The following is a 15,744-nucleotide window of genomic DNA, read 5'->3' as shown; positions in this document are numbered from 1 at the left end:
AAAACTACCGATCGCTTAATTCGTTACTTTGACCCCCAACTGCGGGGGGACGGTATGTTTTGGTGTCCCGAAACACACTTGGCTGATGCAGAACCTGTACTGGGGTTGTGCTGGATAGGCAAACCGAGCCTTAACTTTTTGTTGCCGCCCAGGGCGGTACTCAAGCTAGCTTGTTGGATGCCAGCCACTATCAACACCATGCGGGTTTTGGATTATGTTGACAATATTGCATCTGAATACTACGAGCCACTACCCGACCCCGCAAAAATAAGCCAACACTACCGCTCGACTAAAGAGCGGCTAGCTCCCAAAGATAGGTTTGAACTGGTAGCGGAAGCAAAATATAAAGGTATTTACGCCTACGCCAAACATTTTGGTGACTGGAACAGCGGAGTAACTTACAAGCGCTTGTTAGTTCACTACGAACGGGGCGGACAATTTCCGCCAACGCGACAGCAGTTAAACGACCTATTGCTTGAGTTTTAACTAGAGCGATCGCACGGCACGGAAAGTAAAAAGCTAGATTCACATCATGCGTATAGTGTGAATCTAGCTTTCCTTTTGTCTTCATTTTCACAAATAGCCGCCCGTGTTAGGCGGCTAAGCTCAGAAATACACTTACTTGCTTAGGTAGTGAACCCAGAACTGACCATCGTAAGCACAGGTTTTCTCTATTAAATCGTAGCTGTAGTGTAAATATTCCCCGCTTAAATCCGTGCGGTAGCCAGTCTGGAACCATTCACCATATGGATCGTGAACTATAAACCCATCGGAGTCGTACCCTACTAAAACGATGATGTGACCCGGTTGAGTAAAATAACCGTGAATAATTGCGAGATTTCCATTACTTAAGTGTTGTTTACAGCGGTCGAAAGTACCGTAAGCGGTGAAATCATCTTTAATCCCATAAATGCGCGCAACTTTCGCCAAATCCTCGGGGTAATGTTTATTCAATCCCTTATCAGACATATACCGATAAAGTTCGTCCTCAAGTTGAATATTTTTATTCTCCCTGACGACACCGCCGAAAGTACTTACAAGTCCTACACCGTAATATTCTAAGCACATGGCCAAACTCGTAACGTTACAAGTTGAGTAAGGTTCAAACTTGTTGTCTAGCTGCGTTTTGTAGGGAACGATTAATCGAACATTATCCCTTTTTGATTTTAATTTGTCATTCATACCTTTATAGAACCACTGAGTGTACATTGTCAATTTATTGTAACCTTTATTAATAATTATTGTGACATTTCGAGAACAAAACAAAATAAATTGACTGCACAATGTAACTAAGAACAAAAAAACCGAATCTTGAAAATGAAATAGTGAACCAACAGAAGCGCAAGTACAACAATATAAAGGTGTACTATGACCCGCTTAAAAACATTGCATACTGGGACGGTTCTTTTGGAACTCGTGAGTTTAGGCTTATAAAAGACTTAGATTCCTCAATTCTAAAAAGATGTTACCAGTTCGATTCGATGCACGAGTATTACTGCTATAGAATCGTTTTACTCAATCTACCAATTAACTTACAGCTTTTAACGCAGGTAAATTTTTTGGTAGTTCCAAAAAGTGATTTAGGTTCAGCAGTTACTTACCGTGCGGATTTGGTTGTTGTACCCAAAAATGTTGTTGAACAAAGTGTCCGACACTGGGCTATGCAACCGGAACATATCCCTTTTGACTTTTTAGTAATTGAACCAAAAGGGATATTGACTGATTCTGCACGGCTCAAGCATTTAATGCTGTGTGCGTCTAATAAAATTACGATGCAACAGATACTTTTTGTAGCTAGTAACTACGCAACATTAAAGTTGCCAAGTAAAGTAAAATCATCTCTATTTCATTTGGCAACAGCACTCGAAGAAAAACTTGAGTTAATTTTTGGAGAATAAACAATGGAAGTTGAAACTACCCCCTGGCACGAAACTCGGAGCCTTATCTCACCTCAAATTGAGATGCTTCAAGAAGATGGAATGATTCAGTTCAAAGGGTCATTTCTCAAAATTGAAAGCCCCAAAACGGCAACAGCCAAAAAAAGATTTATTCACTACGATGTGAATTACATCAAGTATTGCTTTCTCAAAGAGTTTTATCAGCTCTTGTTTGACGGGGTTAGACAGGGTTGGCTTGTAGGTTCCAACGAAACCGAATTAACTGACTTGCTGGCTGAGACTATACTTGACTTTCTCGAATACTGCCAAGAACAGCCCTCGGAAGAAAACGCCCGCGAACTGTTCCGAATGTTTTGTAAGAATCGTCTCTTCGTTTAAGTCCATTTTTACAAATAGCCGCCTAACACGGGCGGCTAAGCTCAGAAATACACTCACGGACAATTCAACTACCACCAAAAAAAATGACCATAAGTTTTTACGAAGGCAAAGACAACAAACCTCATCGTCTATTTGTTGTATCCGACCGAGTGAGCATTCACGATCGGATTGTTTTTACAGAGGCGTGTTACGCCGTAGATGACAAATACGTGAGCTTTTATGGAGTTCTGTCATCTCAGTGTGTCGGAATAGAGAACTCTAAAGACAAAACTTGGAAAGTTGACGGGCAAAAAGTTCTTTTGAGTTTTTACAAAGACAAAAAGCCTACTTGGAATAATGAAACGAAAAAATTTGAGGACAAAGAAGTAGAGCCTAGTGAAAATTACCTTTATGGGTTCGCTAAAGATGTTTTAAAGAACATTGACGGGGATTGTGTTTCGGCAGTTATCGCACCTTATGTAGCACCTCAGTTTCTGGAGGACATGAAAGTTCCTCAAGAAGAAACGGTAATAGCTTTCTGGGAAGCTAGGGTTAAAAACACAATTGCTGCCGTTAAAGTAGATTTTAACCAGTTAACCGACACGGACAAAGTCGTTTTGTCCGTTGCTTCTTCAAATTCTAGTGGTGGGAAAACTTACCAAAAACCTGAAAGCGAAAGCGAGAAACTAGAGGCAAGGTGGGAGTTTGCCAAACGACACTTAGGCAAAGATTATGCAGTTAACTCCTTGTACGAATTAGGAGCGCTACTCGCAATCAAACAATCCACCCCAGAAGGTATAGAGGAGCAGCAAGCACTCATTAAAACACTTGGACTGATTGCGAGAATGTGGAAATGACGGAAAAAGAATTACCACCAGAAATCCAGCAAGCTTTACAAAACCCTACCGAGGAAGGACAGGAGACTACGGGAAGTGACGAGTTAGATATAGGTAAGTATGCGAGGCTCAAAAGATTGAAACAGGACGATAGCAATAAACTTCTGATTGAAGGTGAATCAATTGGTAAAAAAATTGAAAACCTTTTTCGTTTAACCGTTGCAATTCCCAACCCTGAAATTGCTTACCCACTGCTTGCGGCTTACGCTTCTACCCCTAGTGTTCTGTGTGATATCCTTCCCATACTTGAGTTAAGAGGTGAACCGGGTTCCGGGAAGAGTGAATGTATCAAGGTTTTTTCTCGCGTGACAGGTAGCATTCTTAATGCCCGTTCAACCGCCGCCAGTATCAAGAATGATATCAATCAGATTCGATGGGTAGACCCTAATACTTTTTCGACTGAAAAGAACTGTTTCTATCTACTCGACAATGCTGACAGTGAGTTCTTTGAAGAGAGAGACGTATTGACCGCACTTCTCAATGGATACGACAGGTACACAGACAAACAAAGCATCTCTAACGGGAAAGGGCAAAATATACCTTTCTACGTGTTTTGCCCGAAAGTTTTTACTACTGTTTGGCGAATTGGTAGTAGTGAAATAAAAAGACGGTTGTTGACTATCAAGTTTAAGTCAGGTTTGAGCTTGAAGGGTTTAAAAAATCCTGACAAATTAGCTATTAACTCCCTGAAAAAAGAGTTAAGTAAGTTTTGGAACAATCCTTTAAGCTGGGACTTACACGACGAATTTCAATTTAAGGTGCAAGACGAATTACCGTCTAGTTACTCTTTACAACAGTGGAAGCTAGTTGTGGATGTAATAGCTTCTGGTCTGTCTACGGGTGTGTGGGGTTCCCTAAGTGAAGCTTTAACTTTTTTTGAGGGATATTTTGAGTTTCGGGAAAACTCAAAAGAGGGGATTTACGAAACTATCCTGAATGACACCTTAGCTGAATTGTCGGGAATTCCACATAAGGAATGGGCATCAAGTCCACCCAGTATTTTGGTTGAGGTAGACCCTAAAAGCCTAAAAGAAAGAATGGATTCTCACGCAGAATCGGGGTTAATACCTAAAGTTAAACCCGATCAACTTCAGATGGATGTGAGAGCTTTAGGTTGGGGTGTGATGCCTAAAGGAGGAAAGTACATTTACAAATTTGTGCGAAAATGAAAACTAAAAACGTAGATTTCGGTTGGATTGAAGAGGTAGAAAACTTGGTTAAAAGTCCTAAGTTTTGTGAGACTATTTCAGCTTGTCAAGGGTTGCTTGAAGAGATTAACGGCTTGATACCCACTTCACATATGAAGTTTGTCAAACTAAACCTGAGCTTAGCAGTTGACTTACTTGAAGTTTGCCGAAAACAAATATTTAGGTTAGTGCAGTTGCGCCGTCGCAATTGGTTAGCTTAAGTCTATTTTTACAAATAGCCGCCTAACACGGGCGGCTAAGTCAGAAAATATACTTAAAAACAGAGGGAAACAGATATGAACAACATCCACGAATACTACGACGATATGGCTGATATTTCAGTCTCAACAAGAGAGGCAATCGAAAGTTTAGAATTAGCTAAACAAAAAATACAGGAAGCGTTACGTACAATTAACGCTTATAAAAATCAGGGTGACACAATAATTTCCTTTGTCTCAAATGTCACAACAAACGATGTACACCGCCACCTGTTATTCCTTGAGCTATTGCTAAATCAAACTTTTGGTGTAACCGACACACTTATCTTTCAAGAGCTGCTAAAGCTGGCAGACTACTCGGTTAATGAGGAAGAGTTCTGATGAGCAAAAACGAGATTCATACTCGGATATCACCTGAGTTGATGGAATCGCTGAAAAATATTTGCACCGACAAGAAGTGTAATCTATCAGACGTTGTTCGCGCTGCACTTCTTCTATATGTCGATGCGTATAATTGCTCTACTCTTTTTGAGCATCACAAGCTCTTAAAAAGTAACGATAGCCTAGAAATTGGCTTAATCGAAGTATCTCCAGAGATAACAAGAGCAACTCCAGACTTGCTTGACCAACTTACTGAGCTTGATTCTGAAGAAATTATTGACTGGTAAAGCGCCTTTAGTTGTATTAACAGCTCCAACACTGTTTGTTACAGTATCGTTTTCAAAACGGAGGTGTCCAAATGCTTGCTCTTAAAGCAGGGTAAACGCCGTCCGAAATTGACGTTAAACTAATCCTTTTATTTCACAAATCAAATGCAGAAACTACCTCTTTTTGACAGTGCCAAGCACGAATTTACTTACTTTGTAACTATTGCAATGAAGAACGCAATGGCGGTGCGAGCAATCGAAAACCGCTTAAATATCGTTGCAGAAAGAGTCAATGAATTAATTGACAGATTGGCTGATAAAGGTTTAAGTGTTGATTTAGAGGCTTTTAAGGCAACTTTTTTAACTGAACTGGCCGCACTGCTTGATAAGGATAGTGAATTTGAGTTTTCTAATAGTTTATTCGACCTATTGGGAGCCGAGAGAGTGAGTTTGCAAGATAGCCTTAAATCGATAGAGCTTCAGTTTCAGACTTTAGCCGAAAAAGTTTCAAAGATAGAATCAGCACTCGGTCACGAGAAAGTTAAAGAAACTGAGGAGTGCTGATATCTCTGACCATCCGTTTTAAGTTCATTTTCACAAATAGCCGCCTAACACGGGCGGCTAAGCTCAGAAATAGAGATAAATACATGGAAGTTAGCCCTAAAAGTTTAAAAAATCTAAAACCTGGTGCAAACAGAAAAGATGCAGTGCGCGTAACGCTGACACTCAGACCTGAAACGGTCAAGCTTCTAAAAATGACTGGCAACATGAGCGAGGCAGTGGATAAATTTATCGAGTTAGTTAAGCAGGGTTGCGTACAGCACGACGGGATGTTGAACCCGCTCCCTCGGTCGGAACCCAAAAAGTTAGAATCACAAGATGCACACAGCGAGAGTGAAGCGATCGTACTTCCGTGCCAACAAGAAAAAACAGCTTGCTCCGAAAAACCAGCTTACTGGTCACAGGTACTTACTCGAAAGGACATGATAGAGCGCGGGTTTAGCGCCTACAGGCTCGATAATCTGCCCTATGGCAGTGCCATAAAATTACCCAGTTACGGCGATATCTGGTACAAGGTAGCTATCACTTCCCACAATGATAATTTACGTCCACTAGGTAGTCGTGCGGATACGGTGTGGTGTCGGTAACAGAACATTAGTAAGGTTAACGGGTTTTTGTCTGTGGGTGTAGGCTAGAAAACGTCTAGACAGCCACGCTCTCAAAGTAAGCTAACTCAGCGCCTGAAACGACGTAAACACGTTAGTAAACTAGAAACAGTCTAGAAACTAGAGAGTAAATGGCTGAAACTATTGATTTTGTATTAAAAATATCCAGCATGACGAATTCGTAGGGAACCGCTATTTCTTCTAGATACCATTGGACTATTGACGCCCTGTTGCGGACTCCGCCGTAAAGTTTCAGCACGGAATTTTTATCCTTTTACGCAATATTATTATTGTAGCATTTGGGATTTGGGATTTGGGAATTGGGAATTGGAGCTACCCGAGACTCTGATGTCACTGTTCGACTAAGGACTAAGGACTAATGACTAATGACTAAGGACTAATGACCGATAACTAAGGGCAATTCTGTCAAGTGCAGAAACAAGATTCTGCTGCCAATAAAAATCAAAATTGCTCCGCCCAATATCTCAATTTTATTAGCAAACAAGTTGCCGCACTTGTGCCCGATAAACACGCCTGCAAAGGCTAAAAAGAAAGTAATAAATCCGATCGCAGTCACCGCAAGAGCAATAGAATCTTTCAGGACAGCAAATCCGAGGCCAACTGCGAGGGCATCGATACTCGTCGCCACCGACAGCGTTATCAAAGTTCCCGTATCTAAGGGATTAAACTTTTTCTCGCCTTCTTCGCTTTGCAGCGATTCGTAAATCATTCTACCGCCAATGAAACTCAACAGCCCAAAAGCTATCCAATGGTCGATCGGTGTTATCAAAAAACTAAAACTAAGACCGATCAACCATCCTAGGACGGGCATTAAAGCTTGAAACACTCCGAAAAACAAGGCGATTTTTAAAGCTTTATTCACCTTCATGTGTTTGATTGCTAAACCGCTCGAAACAGCGACAGCAAAAGCATCTGCTGCTAGTCCCAAAGAAAGTAAGATGGTAGTGGCTGCATCCATTTTTGTAAAGTGTTAGGTGTTATAAATAAAGTGTTCCTCTTGACAATTTTATTTTACACTAAACTTTGATAATATTGCGTTTTTATCATAATCTTTTCATTTTTATCTCAGATTTATTTCACAATTGGCGAGGGTTGAAAAAATCGGCGCTTAGCTGTATTATGTAAAAGATTATTTATCAAGTAGCATAATTAACGATGCCGCAATCTAGATTGTACCAGCCACTGCTGCTCAGGTTACTGCACGGGGTTAATGCTGCGATCGCCCTTTTAGCAATGTTGAGCGCATTTGTGGTTTACAACACCTACGATGGGCGGTTGGGCAAAGTCCCCGTGCCTCAGATTGCAGATATTATCGGGATTCACGGCACTTTTGGCAAGATGTTGCTGTTAGGAGTAATGCCGACTTTTGCATTGTACAGTTTCCACGCAGGTCAAAAACGCTTGGTGCAGCCTGATTCTTTTGCGACACTAACGCAGTTGGGAAAACCGCTTTGGTGGTACAGTTTGCACCGGATTGTGAATACGTTGATGTTGCTAGCACTGACTTGGGCGATCGCTTCTGGCAGTATGGTTAAGGAAGAATGGCTGCCGGCTGGCGAATTGACGCAGGTTTGGTATTATTTGCACGCTTCTGGTTGGGCAGTATTGGTGTTTTGTCTGGCAATGCACTTGTTGATGAGTGCGAAGGTGGGGGGTTTGCCACTAATTTTGTCGATGTTTGATGCCGCGTATCGCCCGGAGGATTCCCCGGCTGCTTGGTGGAAGAAAATTCGCTCTTTGGTCGATCGCTCTTAATTTGAAAATGAACAGAAATATTTTATTAATTGTTGCGGAAGTCTTGGTAATGGGAGGTTGGTTGTTTGCTGTGGTTGCACCTTTATTATTTTCCTAATCCTATTATAGCAATCCTAAATCATTGGTGAATTTCTTACTCCCGGACCGAACTCGCGGGGAGGGTTGGGGTGGGGTAAAAAATTTACGACTCCTGCAAGGATTGCTATATATCAAGTTTGGTTAAAAAATCTGGACTAAGACCAACTGGCACAATTGGTAGGGTACCCCAGAACCTCACACCCTTGATAATTGCCCAATAACCGAGTCTGACGCACCATACAAGCTGACTTACAGCAGATTGCAGGTTTATGAGGTACACGGGGCAATCCCATGCCCCATGCCCCATGCCCCATGCCCCACGCCAGACTGTACCTCATATTGCTAAAAACTGCTGTATGTGTGACAGTTGGTTTTAGTCCTAAAAATGATAATCAGGTTTGTAGTGAGGACTTGGGCCGTCGGTTTTATCAGCACTAAAGTCCTCATATCAAATCCGTTAGCATCGGAATAGTAAATTCGAGTTCACTGTTGACTGTTGACTGTTGACGCCGTGAACAGTCAACCGTCAACCGTCAACCGTCAACATCATTCCGGTGTAACCGGAAATGATATCACTACAAACCGACATTAAGCTTTTCGCCGAGCGAGCTTGCAAGATTTGCGACGGGTTTCCCTGGCGGCAAGATGCGATATCAAACGATCGGCAATTTTACCATAAACTCAGCACCGCCCCCAGTTTGAGATTTAATTGGAGATTGAAGCGGAGATTCAACTGTAAGGCTGCCACCGTGCAATTCTACAATAATTTTATAGCAAACCGACAGATCCAATCCGGTAAAATTTTTAAATGATTTAGTATGGTCAAACTGCTCAAATATTCTTTGTTGAGTTTCCGGCGGAATTCGGGAGCCGTTGTGGGCGATGGAGACTGCAATAAACCTACCGGGAGAATCCTCGACAATATGTGTTTTAATGGTAATAATTTGAGCGGAGTTTTCAATACTGTTCACAGCATCAATAGCATTGCTGAGGAGACTCGCGAATACCAGGCTCAGTTGACCGGGATAACACAAAATTGGCGGCAGGTTGTTGTACTCCTTGACTACTAATATTTTTTGAGCCAGCCGGCTCGCTAGCAACAGCAAAATATTTTCGATGCTTTCATTAAGGTTGGCGTGTTCTTTGTTGGGTTCGTCAGGAAGCGCAAATTTTCGCAAAGCAATGACTATCTGGCGAATGCCATCGGCTCCTATTTTCAATAAATTGAGAATTTGCGGCAACTCTTGGCTGATAAAATCTAGGTCGCCGGCCTCTATTTCTTTGGCAATTCGCGGCACAGGTTGGGGATATTGTTCGCGATAGAGGCGAATTATCTTAAGCAAATCTTTGATATAATCGTTGAGGTGAATCAGGCGGCCGTAAATAAAGTTAATCGGGTTATTAATTTCCTGGGCAACTTCGGCGGCAAGTTGACCCACCATTGTTATTTTTTCCCTTTGTACTAAATGCTCTTCGGTTATTCTAAGTTTGGCGAATACTTCTTCCAAAAGTTTGAGTTCTTCTTGAATTTGCCCCTGGAGTTGGGATTGGGAAATTGCGATCGCCAGCGACTCTGCAATTGCTTCCAAAACTTCCACCTCGTCGGGAGTCGCAAACCGCCGGTTTGCACAGGCGAACAGATATCCGAGCCGATTAGTCTGAGTGAGTACGGGTACTGCTGCGTAGTGGCTGTTTGTGAGTTCGATATGGGCGCGTTCCTGAGACGTTGTGGCATCAGGGGCGGCGGTTTTATATAGCAGTATCGTTTGTCCGCGGTGAAGCCGTGCAGCTAAATCTCCAGAGGGCCCTCCTGGAACGCCGAAGGTTCCCAAGCCCCCGGGTACACCTTCCCGGCAATATTCCCAGCCAAATTCTAAAGTATCTTGTCGGGGGTCGTACCATCCGAAAATTGCTCGATCGAGCTCCAGCAAAGTACCCAGTTCGTCTACTGTAGTTTGCAGGATGCGATCGAGATCCAAGGAAGCGCGAATGCGACCAGTCAAGCGGTGGAGAAAAGCTTCTTTGCGAGTGCGAAAGCAATTTAGGGCAAACAGCTTGAGTGCCACAATTGCGGAGAAAATAGCGGAGGCCGCAAGTACGGCGGCCGCTACAGCTAGTATATTAAAGGGGAGCAGTTCTTTTTCGAGATTGTCGCGGGGAATTACAACGGCGATCGACCATTCAGCTTGTTCTAAAGGAAGATAGGCAACATAAACTCTGGCGTCGTTGATTTTAGTCAGCAAAATGCCCGTTTTTTGATAAACCATCTCCCGAGCTACATTCGTCAAATTAGCATCTGCGGACTCTAACAAACTGGGAGCCGATTTGTCGATATTTCCCATTAATCGAGGGTCGGGATGGACAATCGGCACTCCTTGAGAATTGAGAACAAAAGCGTAAGTTCCTGCCCCATATTCCAGCTTTTCTACTACTTCGGCCATTCGGTCGATGCTAATGACGCCGTTCATTACTCCGATCGGCTTGGATGCTGTTTTATAAATAGAATTTGTCGAATTTGACCACACCGGAGCCGAAATGGGAACAATACTTTGTTTTTTGAGCGTGCGAGAAATTGTAGGGTCAGAAACATAAACTTCCCCAGCCATTGCCTTTTTGAAGTGTGAGCGGTCCTTGACATTAATCAAGGCTCTGCCGACTTTTGTGGTGAAATAAGAACCGTCGGGAGCGATTAATGCCAAATGCTGGAATTCTGGCAGTCGATTTACTTCCGATTTTAAATAAGGCTCTGCCACTGACCAATCCATCGAACGAACCGGAGGAGTGTTGGCGAGGGTTTCGATCTCAGCCTTTCTAGTGCCGATCCAGCGATCGATCTTGTTCGCGCGCTCCCTAACTTCTAACAAAGCATTGCGCTCTAAATTGTTGATAATCAAGCGGCGAACGCTTTGATAGCTGATACAACCAGTGATGCTAGCTGCCATAATTGTTACGCCCAAAATTAACAGCGCAGTTTTGTAGGGAAGATAGTATTCGCCCTTAAATCCCCCTGGCAATAGTCGAGTTAATTTCCACCACTTAACTCTCGCAAAGCTTCCCATTGTTTGACCAATTTGTGAGATTGAAATCCTCAGCTTACCTGCGATGTACTCCCAGCCTGCCAATAGTCTGAAACTACTAGCATTGAATAATTGCGGGGATTTTTGATTTTTTTCCCGCCAGCAGGTTCACACTCTTAAACTGCAATAAAAAATTCTACTATCTTTTCTAGTAATTAAAAAAATTAATCAACAATTTAAGACTTTTCTTAACAGTCCTTAATAATTTATGTTGATTAGGTGAGGTGCGCACGAATCACTCTACGTTGAGATGTTCGGCGTTTGTCTTATGAGGTAAGGTACACCCTAGTTTGAGATATTTGGCGTTGGTCTTAATATTGAAATATTAAGAGCTTTTCCTTCATTAATGAATGAAAAGCTGGTTAAATCTTTAATTCACATCGAGAAACTCACAACTATTTTCCCTGCATCCGCTGGCTGAGGCTCTGCTAAATAACCCCAGTTGCGCGATTTGTTTAAAGAACCTTGTGAGTGTGTTCGTGCTGTTTCACATTGTCTTCAGTGCGAATGATGCGCTCGGAGTTGAGCACTCTTTTGCGTTCTAAGGAATAAGTAAAGTCGTTGCGAACTGTTCCCAAGGGAATGTGAAGTTGAGCTTGGGGGCGGATTTTGTAAGTGCGGGCAGCGGAGATCGCTCGAAAGCCAAATTCTTCGCTAAACTGAGCTGATGTCGGGAATTCTGGCAACATTTTGGGTGTTTCGCCGTCGAGCACTGCTCCCAAAGTCGTCCCCCAAGCCATTAAATAGGATGTGGGAATTCCTTTGACAATTGCTTCCAAAGCTGCTGAGGGAATAGCTTCAATTACTTGCACTTCAAAAACTTCGCCTTCTTCTTTGATGAAGCAGGTAGCTAAACCGATTGCTATGTAGTCGTCGGTGCAGAGATCGGGAGCGTTGGGATAAACTGTTGCAGTCGTCATAAGAAAAGCTTGGTAGTGTGGAAACCGGAAACGAGAAATTAAGGGATTTGAGATTTGAGATTTTACATTTCTTCCACGGTTTTTTTCGGGGATTTTACGTGGAAAATCTCAAACCGGCTGTTCTAATACCTAAAATTTTTGGGTTAAGCTCCGAAGAGCCGATCGCACGATTGTGTCGATCGTACCACATCAAGGTAGATGCCGGATGATTCGGCAAGGATTCCCCGCCGCCACGACGTTTGCGGGAATATCTTTGACAACCACACTGCCTGCACCGATCGTGCTATTGTCGCCAATAGTGACTCCTGGGCAAATAATACTGCCACCGCCAATCCAAACATTATTGCCAATATTAATTTCAGCGGCGAGCTCTCGACCAGAAAGTCTAATTTCCGGGTCCGTGGGGTGAAAAGCGGTGTAAATTTGCACCCGGGGCCCGCACAGTAAATTTTCGCCAATGTTAACTCGATTGCAGTCGAGAATCACGCAGCAAAAATTCATATACAATCCGTTTCCAGCATAAATATTGCTGCCGTAGTCGCAGTAGAAAGGTGGCTCGATTTCAACTTTCGGCCCGACTGCACCGAATAATTCCGCGATAATTTCTAACCGTTTGTCTGGTTCGTCTTCGCGGGTAGAATTGTAGGTTCTGGCGAGGCGGCGGGCTCGCTGGCGCTCTGAAATCAATTGCTCATCCGCAGCTAAATACAATTCGCCGGCGAGCATTTTTTGTTTTTCGGTTTTTTCCATAAGCATCGGTGGTGGTAACGGCCACTATACAAACTTTCCTCCCTCTGGCTTGAGACTGAAGAATAATGAAGGGTGCGCCGAACCGCACCCTTCTTCGTGTCAACAAACAGGTTAAACGTAATATCGGTCTGCTGTTTGACTATTAGGCTTCGATCCCCCAAGCGCCTGCTTCGCGTCCGGGGGGACAATAGTCCGATCTTTCGTCCCCTTCTTAAGGGGGATGCGAAGGGGATCTAGACTCAGGTAAAACCGATATTTATCAATGGTTCCAGTTTTAAGTTGACACGAAGAAGGGGCGCATCTTACCGCTATAATTAGCGCGTCAAACCATTGTTTGATGTTGCAGCATACATTTAGATGTCTGGTTTGGACTGCAAACAAACGGCTAAATCCAGGTTGGTTAATTGCTCAAAAGCTCGATCGATCGAGCCTTTGGATCGCAAAAAACCAGTATGGGCAGCGGGGCAAATATATTGCAGAGTGGAGGGCGAAAATCGATCGATAATTGACTTGACGCTGTTAATTTGCCGGGGCCAGTGAAAAGTTTTTGCCGTCAAAAGCGGTACAGGGGCACCTTCTCGATTGGGGAGCAAGTGTCGGCCCGAAAACAGCACTCCACCGCTACGACTATCATAAAGGCAAGAGGAACCCGGAGAATGGCCTGGAGTCCAAAATGCTTTCATTCGATCGCTCACAGCAAATTCTCGCTCAAAAACCGTCACCTTCAATCCCGGCAGCAAATAAGCTTCCTGTTCTTGAATCAGGATATCGCACCCCGTGGCTTCCTGAATCTCCCGCGCCTTGCCGATAGCGCCGCGGTGGGTGAGAAACAGCAGTCGCACACCGCCGCGCGAAAGCAAAAAGGTTTGGTTAATCTCATCCCAAGCAGGACAATCCACCAGGATGTTCGATTGGTTTTCTACAATGAAATAAGCTGTCGCACCGAGGGTATCCCGGTTAGGCGGGAAAGCAAAGATATTGTCCAGCACGGGCCTGGGTTGTTTGGAGACTGAACTCTGTTGTTTCAAGGAAGTATTTCAGAAGGGAATGGGATAAATATTATGTTCTTTTTACTATGGTTGTTCGTATTGGGGCTGATATCATACTACTTGTTACAGAAGGGCACCAGCCGCATCACCCGAACTCCGGTATGGCTGCTGTGGCTGGTAATGATGGCGCCAGCGCTGATTTGGAGTGGTTGGGTTTTAGTTAACGGCACGAGCAAAACAGTACCCCCGGAGATAGTAATTATACCTTTTCTGGTTTGCCCTTTTTTGTCTTGGTTTTTGGTACAGTTGGGGCGCAAGAAAATTACCGGCGAAACTGTTGGGCAGGTAGCAGACTCGGAGACTGAACCTGCAAAGCCAAAACCGCCCCTGCGCCCAATCGATGCAGCGGAAGAAGCGAGTTTGCGCGATTGTTTTCCTTGGTCAATTTACTTTTTGCGAGATTTGGAATTTCGGCCGCAGGCTGTAATTTGTCGCGGACAGTTGCGCACGAACCCGGAGGCGGCTTATCAGGCAATTCGGGAGAATGTGGAGAGGCTTTTTGGCGATCGCTTTTTAGTAATATTTCAAAACAGCTTGAGCGGTCAACCGTTTTTTGCCCTAGTTCCCAATCCCAGCCACCAATCACGAGAAACTCCTGTCAAAACCGAATCTGTAACCCGGCCGTTTTTTGCCTTAGCTTTGCTTTTGATCGCGGTGTTTACGACTACGCTTGTCGGGGCGCGAATGGCCGGAGTTACTGAACAAGCTTTGCAGTCCAACCCGTCAATATTGCTCCAGGGTTTGCCTTATTCGCTTTCTCTAATCACATTTTTGGCAATTCACGAATCCGGCCACTATTTAGCTGCCCGATTTTACAAAATTCGCACGACTTTGCCTTATTTTATTCCGATTCCTTTTTTCTTGGGAACTTTTGGCGCCTTTATTCAAATACGGAGTCCAATTCCCAACCGCAGAGCTCTATTTGATGTTAGCATTGCCGGGCCGCTTGCCGGTTTAGTTGCGACACTGCCGTTGTTGATTTGGGGTTTGAATCATTCCACTATTGTACCGCTGTCTGAAAAGTCGGGAATGTTAAATTTTGAGTCTTTCAAACCCAATTTTTCGCTGCTGATGACTCTCTTGAGCAAGTTAACCTTGGGCGGTGCTTTGAATGCGGAAACTGCGATCAATTTGCATCCGGTAGCGGTGGCGGGTTATTTGGGTTTGATCGTGACGGCGTTTAATTTGATGCCAGTGGGACAACTCGATGGCGGGCACATTGTGCACGCGATGTTCGGTCAGCGAGCGAGTATGGCGATCGGGCAAGTTGCTAGACTTTGTATGCTGCTGCTTTCTTTTTTGGAACAGGGTTTGCTGCTGTGGGCGATTATTTTGTTTTTGACGCCACTAAACGACGAACCGGCCCTCAATGATGTCAGCGAATTGGATAATCGGCGGGATTTTTTGGGGTTGCTGGCGATCGGGCTTTTGTTAATTATTTTGTTGCCGGCGCCCCGGATACTCCTTGAGTGGTTAAATGTTTAGTCTGAAGAAGAGGAAGGAGGAAGAGGGAAAAGGTTCATAAATCCTAGGGACTTTAGCATTTATCAACCCGCTCTTTCTAGACGTGAGCACGACAAAATACCTGTCGGGGCGACAAGTCGCTTATAACGCTGATAGAATAAGCCTCATAGCTCTTATTCCTTGTTGGTAATTAGGTAGTTTATGTGGAGACAAAGACATTAATTCAACAACAACCTGCCAATTACTAAACATCGAATCGAC

Annotated in this window: 18 protein-coding genes and 1 pseudogene; 12 read left to right on the top strand and 7 right to left on the bottom strand. The window is 43.8% G+C overall.

Annotated elements, in window-relative coordinates; all coding sequences use genetic code 11:
- The coding region (locus tag ACUVJL_RS28950; RefSeq protein ID WP_445249002.1) for a hypothetical protein at positions 1-486 on the top strand (486 nt) is incomplete at its 5' end.
- A 132-nt stretch (positions 487-618) separates the two neighbouring features.
- Here the strand turns inward: ACUVJL_RS28950 and ACUVJL_RS28945 are convergent.
- Complete coding sequence (locus tag ACUVJL_RS28945; RefSeq protein ID WP_445249001.1) at positions 619-1,182, bottom strand: C39 family peptidase; 564 nt, start codon at positions 1,180-1,182, stop codon at positions 619-621.
- 377 nt (positions 1,183-1,559) lie between these two features.
- On the opposite strand from ACUVJL_RS28945, the gene ACUVJL_RS28940 reads away from it, so the two are divergent.
- The 9 genes from ACUVJL_RS28940 to ACUVJL_RS28900 all read left to right on the top strand — a co-directional run bounded on the left by ACUVJL_RS28940 (position 1,560) and on the right by ACUVJL_RS28900 (position 6,351).
- Positions 1,560-1,898, top strand: coding sequence for a hypothetical protein (locus ACUVJL_RS28940; RefSeq protein WP_445249000.1), 339 nt, complete (start codon positions 1,560-1,562; stop codon positions 1,896-1,898).
- 3 nt (positions 1,899-1,901) lie between these two features.
- Positions 1,902-2,276 carry a hypothetical protein gene (locus ACUVJL_RS28935; protein WP_445248999.1) on the top strand — a complete coding sequence of 125 codons (375 nt, stop codon included), beginning with the start codon at positions 1,902-1,904 and terminating at the stop codon, positions 2,274-2,276.
- 83 nt (positions 2,277-2,359) lie between these two features.
- Positions 2,360-3,112 carry a hypothetical protein gene (locus ACUVJL_RS28930; protein ID WP_445248998.1) on the top strand — a complete coding sequence of 251 codons (753 nt, stop codon included), beginning with the start codon at positions 2,360-2,362 and terminating at the stop codon, positions 3,110-3,112.
- Entirely contained in the window at positions 3,109-4,320 is a 1,212-nt protein-coding gene (locus ACUVJL_RS28925; protein WP_445248997.1) for a hypothetical protein, read from the top strand. Before ACUVJL_RS28930 ends, ACUVJL_RS28925 begins: the two co-directional genes overlap by 4 nt.
- Entirely contained in the window at positions 4,317-4,559 is a 243-nt protein-coding gene (locus tag ACUVJL_RS28920; RefSeq protein WP_445248996.1) for a hypothetical protein, read from the top strand. The genes ACUVJL_RS28925 and ACUVJL_RS28920 overlap by 4 nt, the downstream gene beginning before the upstream one ends.
- Before the next feature lie 75 nt (positions 4,560-4,634).
- A complete protein-coding gene (locus ACUVJL_RS28915) occupies positions 4,635-4,937 on the top strand; it encodes a hypothetical protein (protein ID WP_445248995.1) in 303 nt (100 codons plus the stop codon).
- On the top strand, positions 4,937-5,224 hold the full coding sequence (locus ACUVJL_RS28910) for a hypothetical protein (protein ID WP_445248994.1): 288 nt from the start codon (positions 4,937-4,939) through the stop codon (positions 5,222-5,224). Before ACUVJL_RS28915 ends, ACUVJL_RS28910 begins: the two co-directional genes overlap by 1 nt.
- 144 nt (positions 5,225-5,368) lie before the next feature.
- Positions 5,369-5,767, top strand: coding sequence for a hypothetical protein (locus tag ACUVJL_RS28905; protein WP_445248993.1), 399 nt, complete (start codon positions 5,369-5,371; stop codon positions 5,765-5,767).
- Positions 5,768-5,850: 83 nt separating this feature from the next.
- Entirely contained in the window at positions 5,851-6,351 is a 501-nt protein-coding gene (locus ACUVJL_RS28900) for a hypothetical protein (RefSeq protein WP_445248992.1), read from the top strand.
- 178 nt (positions 6,352-6,529) lie between these two features.
- Here the strand turns inward: ACUVJL_RS28900 and ACUVJL_RS28895 are convergent.
- Together ACUVJL_RS28895 and ACUVJL_RS28890 are read right to left on the bottom strand one after the other, a co-directional pair.
- Positions 6,530-6,628 (bottom strand): annotated as a pseudogene (locus ACUVJL_RS28895) (glutathione S-transferase family protein); the annotation flags it as partial.
- Between the two features lie 138 nt (positions 6,629-6,766).
- Positions 6,767-7,348 (bottom strand): manganese efflux pump MntP, encoded by a 582-nt coding sequence (locus ACUVJL_RS28890; protein ID WP_445248991.1) that lies wholly within the window; start codon positions 7,346-7,348, stop codon positions 6,767-6,769.
- Between the two features lie 197 nt (positions 7,349-7,545).
- Between ACUVJL_RS28890 and ACUVJL_RS28885 the strand changes: the two genes are divergently transcribed.
- Positions 7,546-8,145 carry a cytochrome b/b6 domain-containing protein gene (locus ACUVJL_RS28885; RefSeq protein ID WP_445248990.1) on the top strand — a complete coding sequence of 200 codons (600 nt, stop codon included), beginning with the start codon at positions 7,546-7,548 and terminating at the stop codon, positions 8,143-8,145.
- A 731-nt stretch (positions 8,146-8,876) separates the two neighbouring features.
- Here the strand turns inward: ACUVJL_RS28885 and ACUVJL_RS28880 are convergent.
- From ACUVJL_RS28880 to ACUVJL_RS28865, 4 genes are all read right to left on the bottom strand, one after another.
- Entirely contained in the window at positions 8,877-11,282 is a 2,406-nt protein-coding gene (locus ACUVJL_RS28880; RefSeq protein ID WP_445248989.1) for a sensor histidine kinase, read from the bottom strand.
- 473 nt (positions 11,283-11,755) lie between these two features.
- Positions 11,756-12,220, bottom strand: a complete 465-nt coding sequence (locus ACUVJL_RS28875; protein WP_445248988.1) for a hypothetical protein — start codon at positions 12,218-12,220, stop codon at positions 11,756-11,758.
- Between the two features lie 189 nt (positions 12,221-12,409).
- Complete coding sequence (locus ACUVJL_RS28870; RefSeq protein WP_445248987.1) at positions 12,410-12,970, bottom strand: sugar O-acetyltransferase; 561 nt, start codon at positions 12,968-12,970, stop codon at positions 12,410-12,412.
- Positions 12,971-13,323: 353 nt separating this feature from the next.
- The gene (locus ACUVJL_RS28865) at positions 13,324-13,998 is read right to left on the bottom strand and encodes an MBL fold metallo-hydrolase (RefSeq protein ID WP_445248986.1); all 675 of its coding nucleotides are present in this window, start codon (positions 13,996-13,998) and stop codon (positions 13,324-13,326) included.
- A gap of 33 nt (positions 13,999-14,031) precedes the next feature.
- Between ACUVJL_RS28865 and ACUVJL_RS28860 the strand changes: the two genes are divergently transcribed.
- Positions 14,032-15,504, top strand: coding sequence for a site-2 protease family protein (locus tag ACUVJL_RS28860; RefSeq protein WP_445248985.1), 1,473 nt, complete (start codon positions 14,032-14,034; stop codon positions 15,502-15,504).
- Positions 15,505-15,744: the final 240 nt, after the last annotated feature.

It is taken from the genome of Microcoleus sp. OTE_8_concoct_300, from assembly GCF_031383065.1.
In the GTDB taxonomy this organism is placed as follows: Bacteria; Cyanobacteriota; Cyanobacteriia; order Cyanobacteriales; family Microcoleaceae; genus Microcoleus.
Note: the sequence above shows the minus strand (reverse complement) of the source record. Positions and strands in the feature narration are given on the sequence as shown.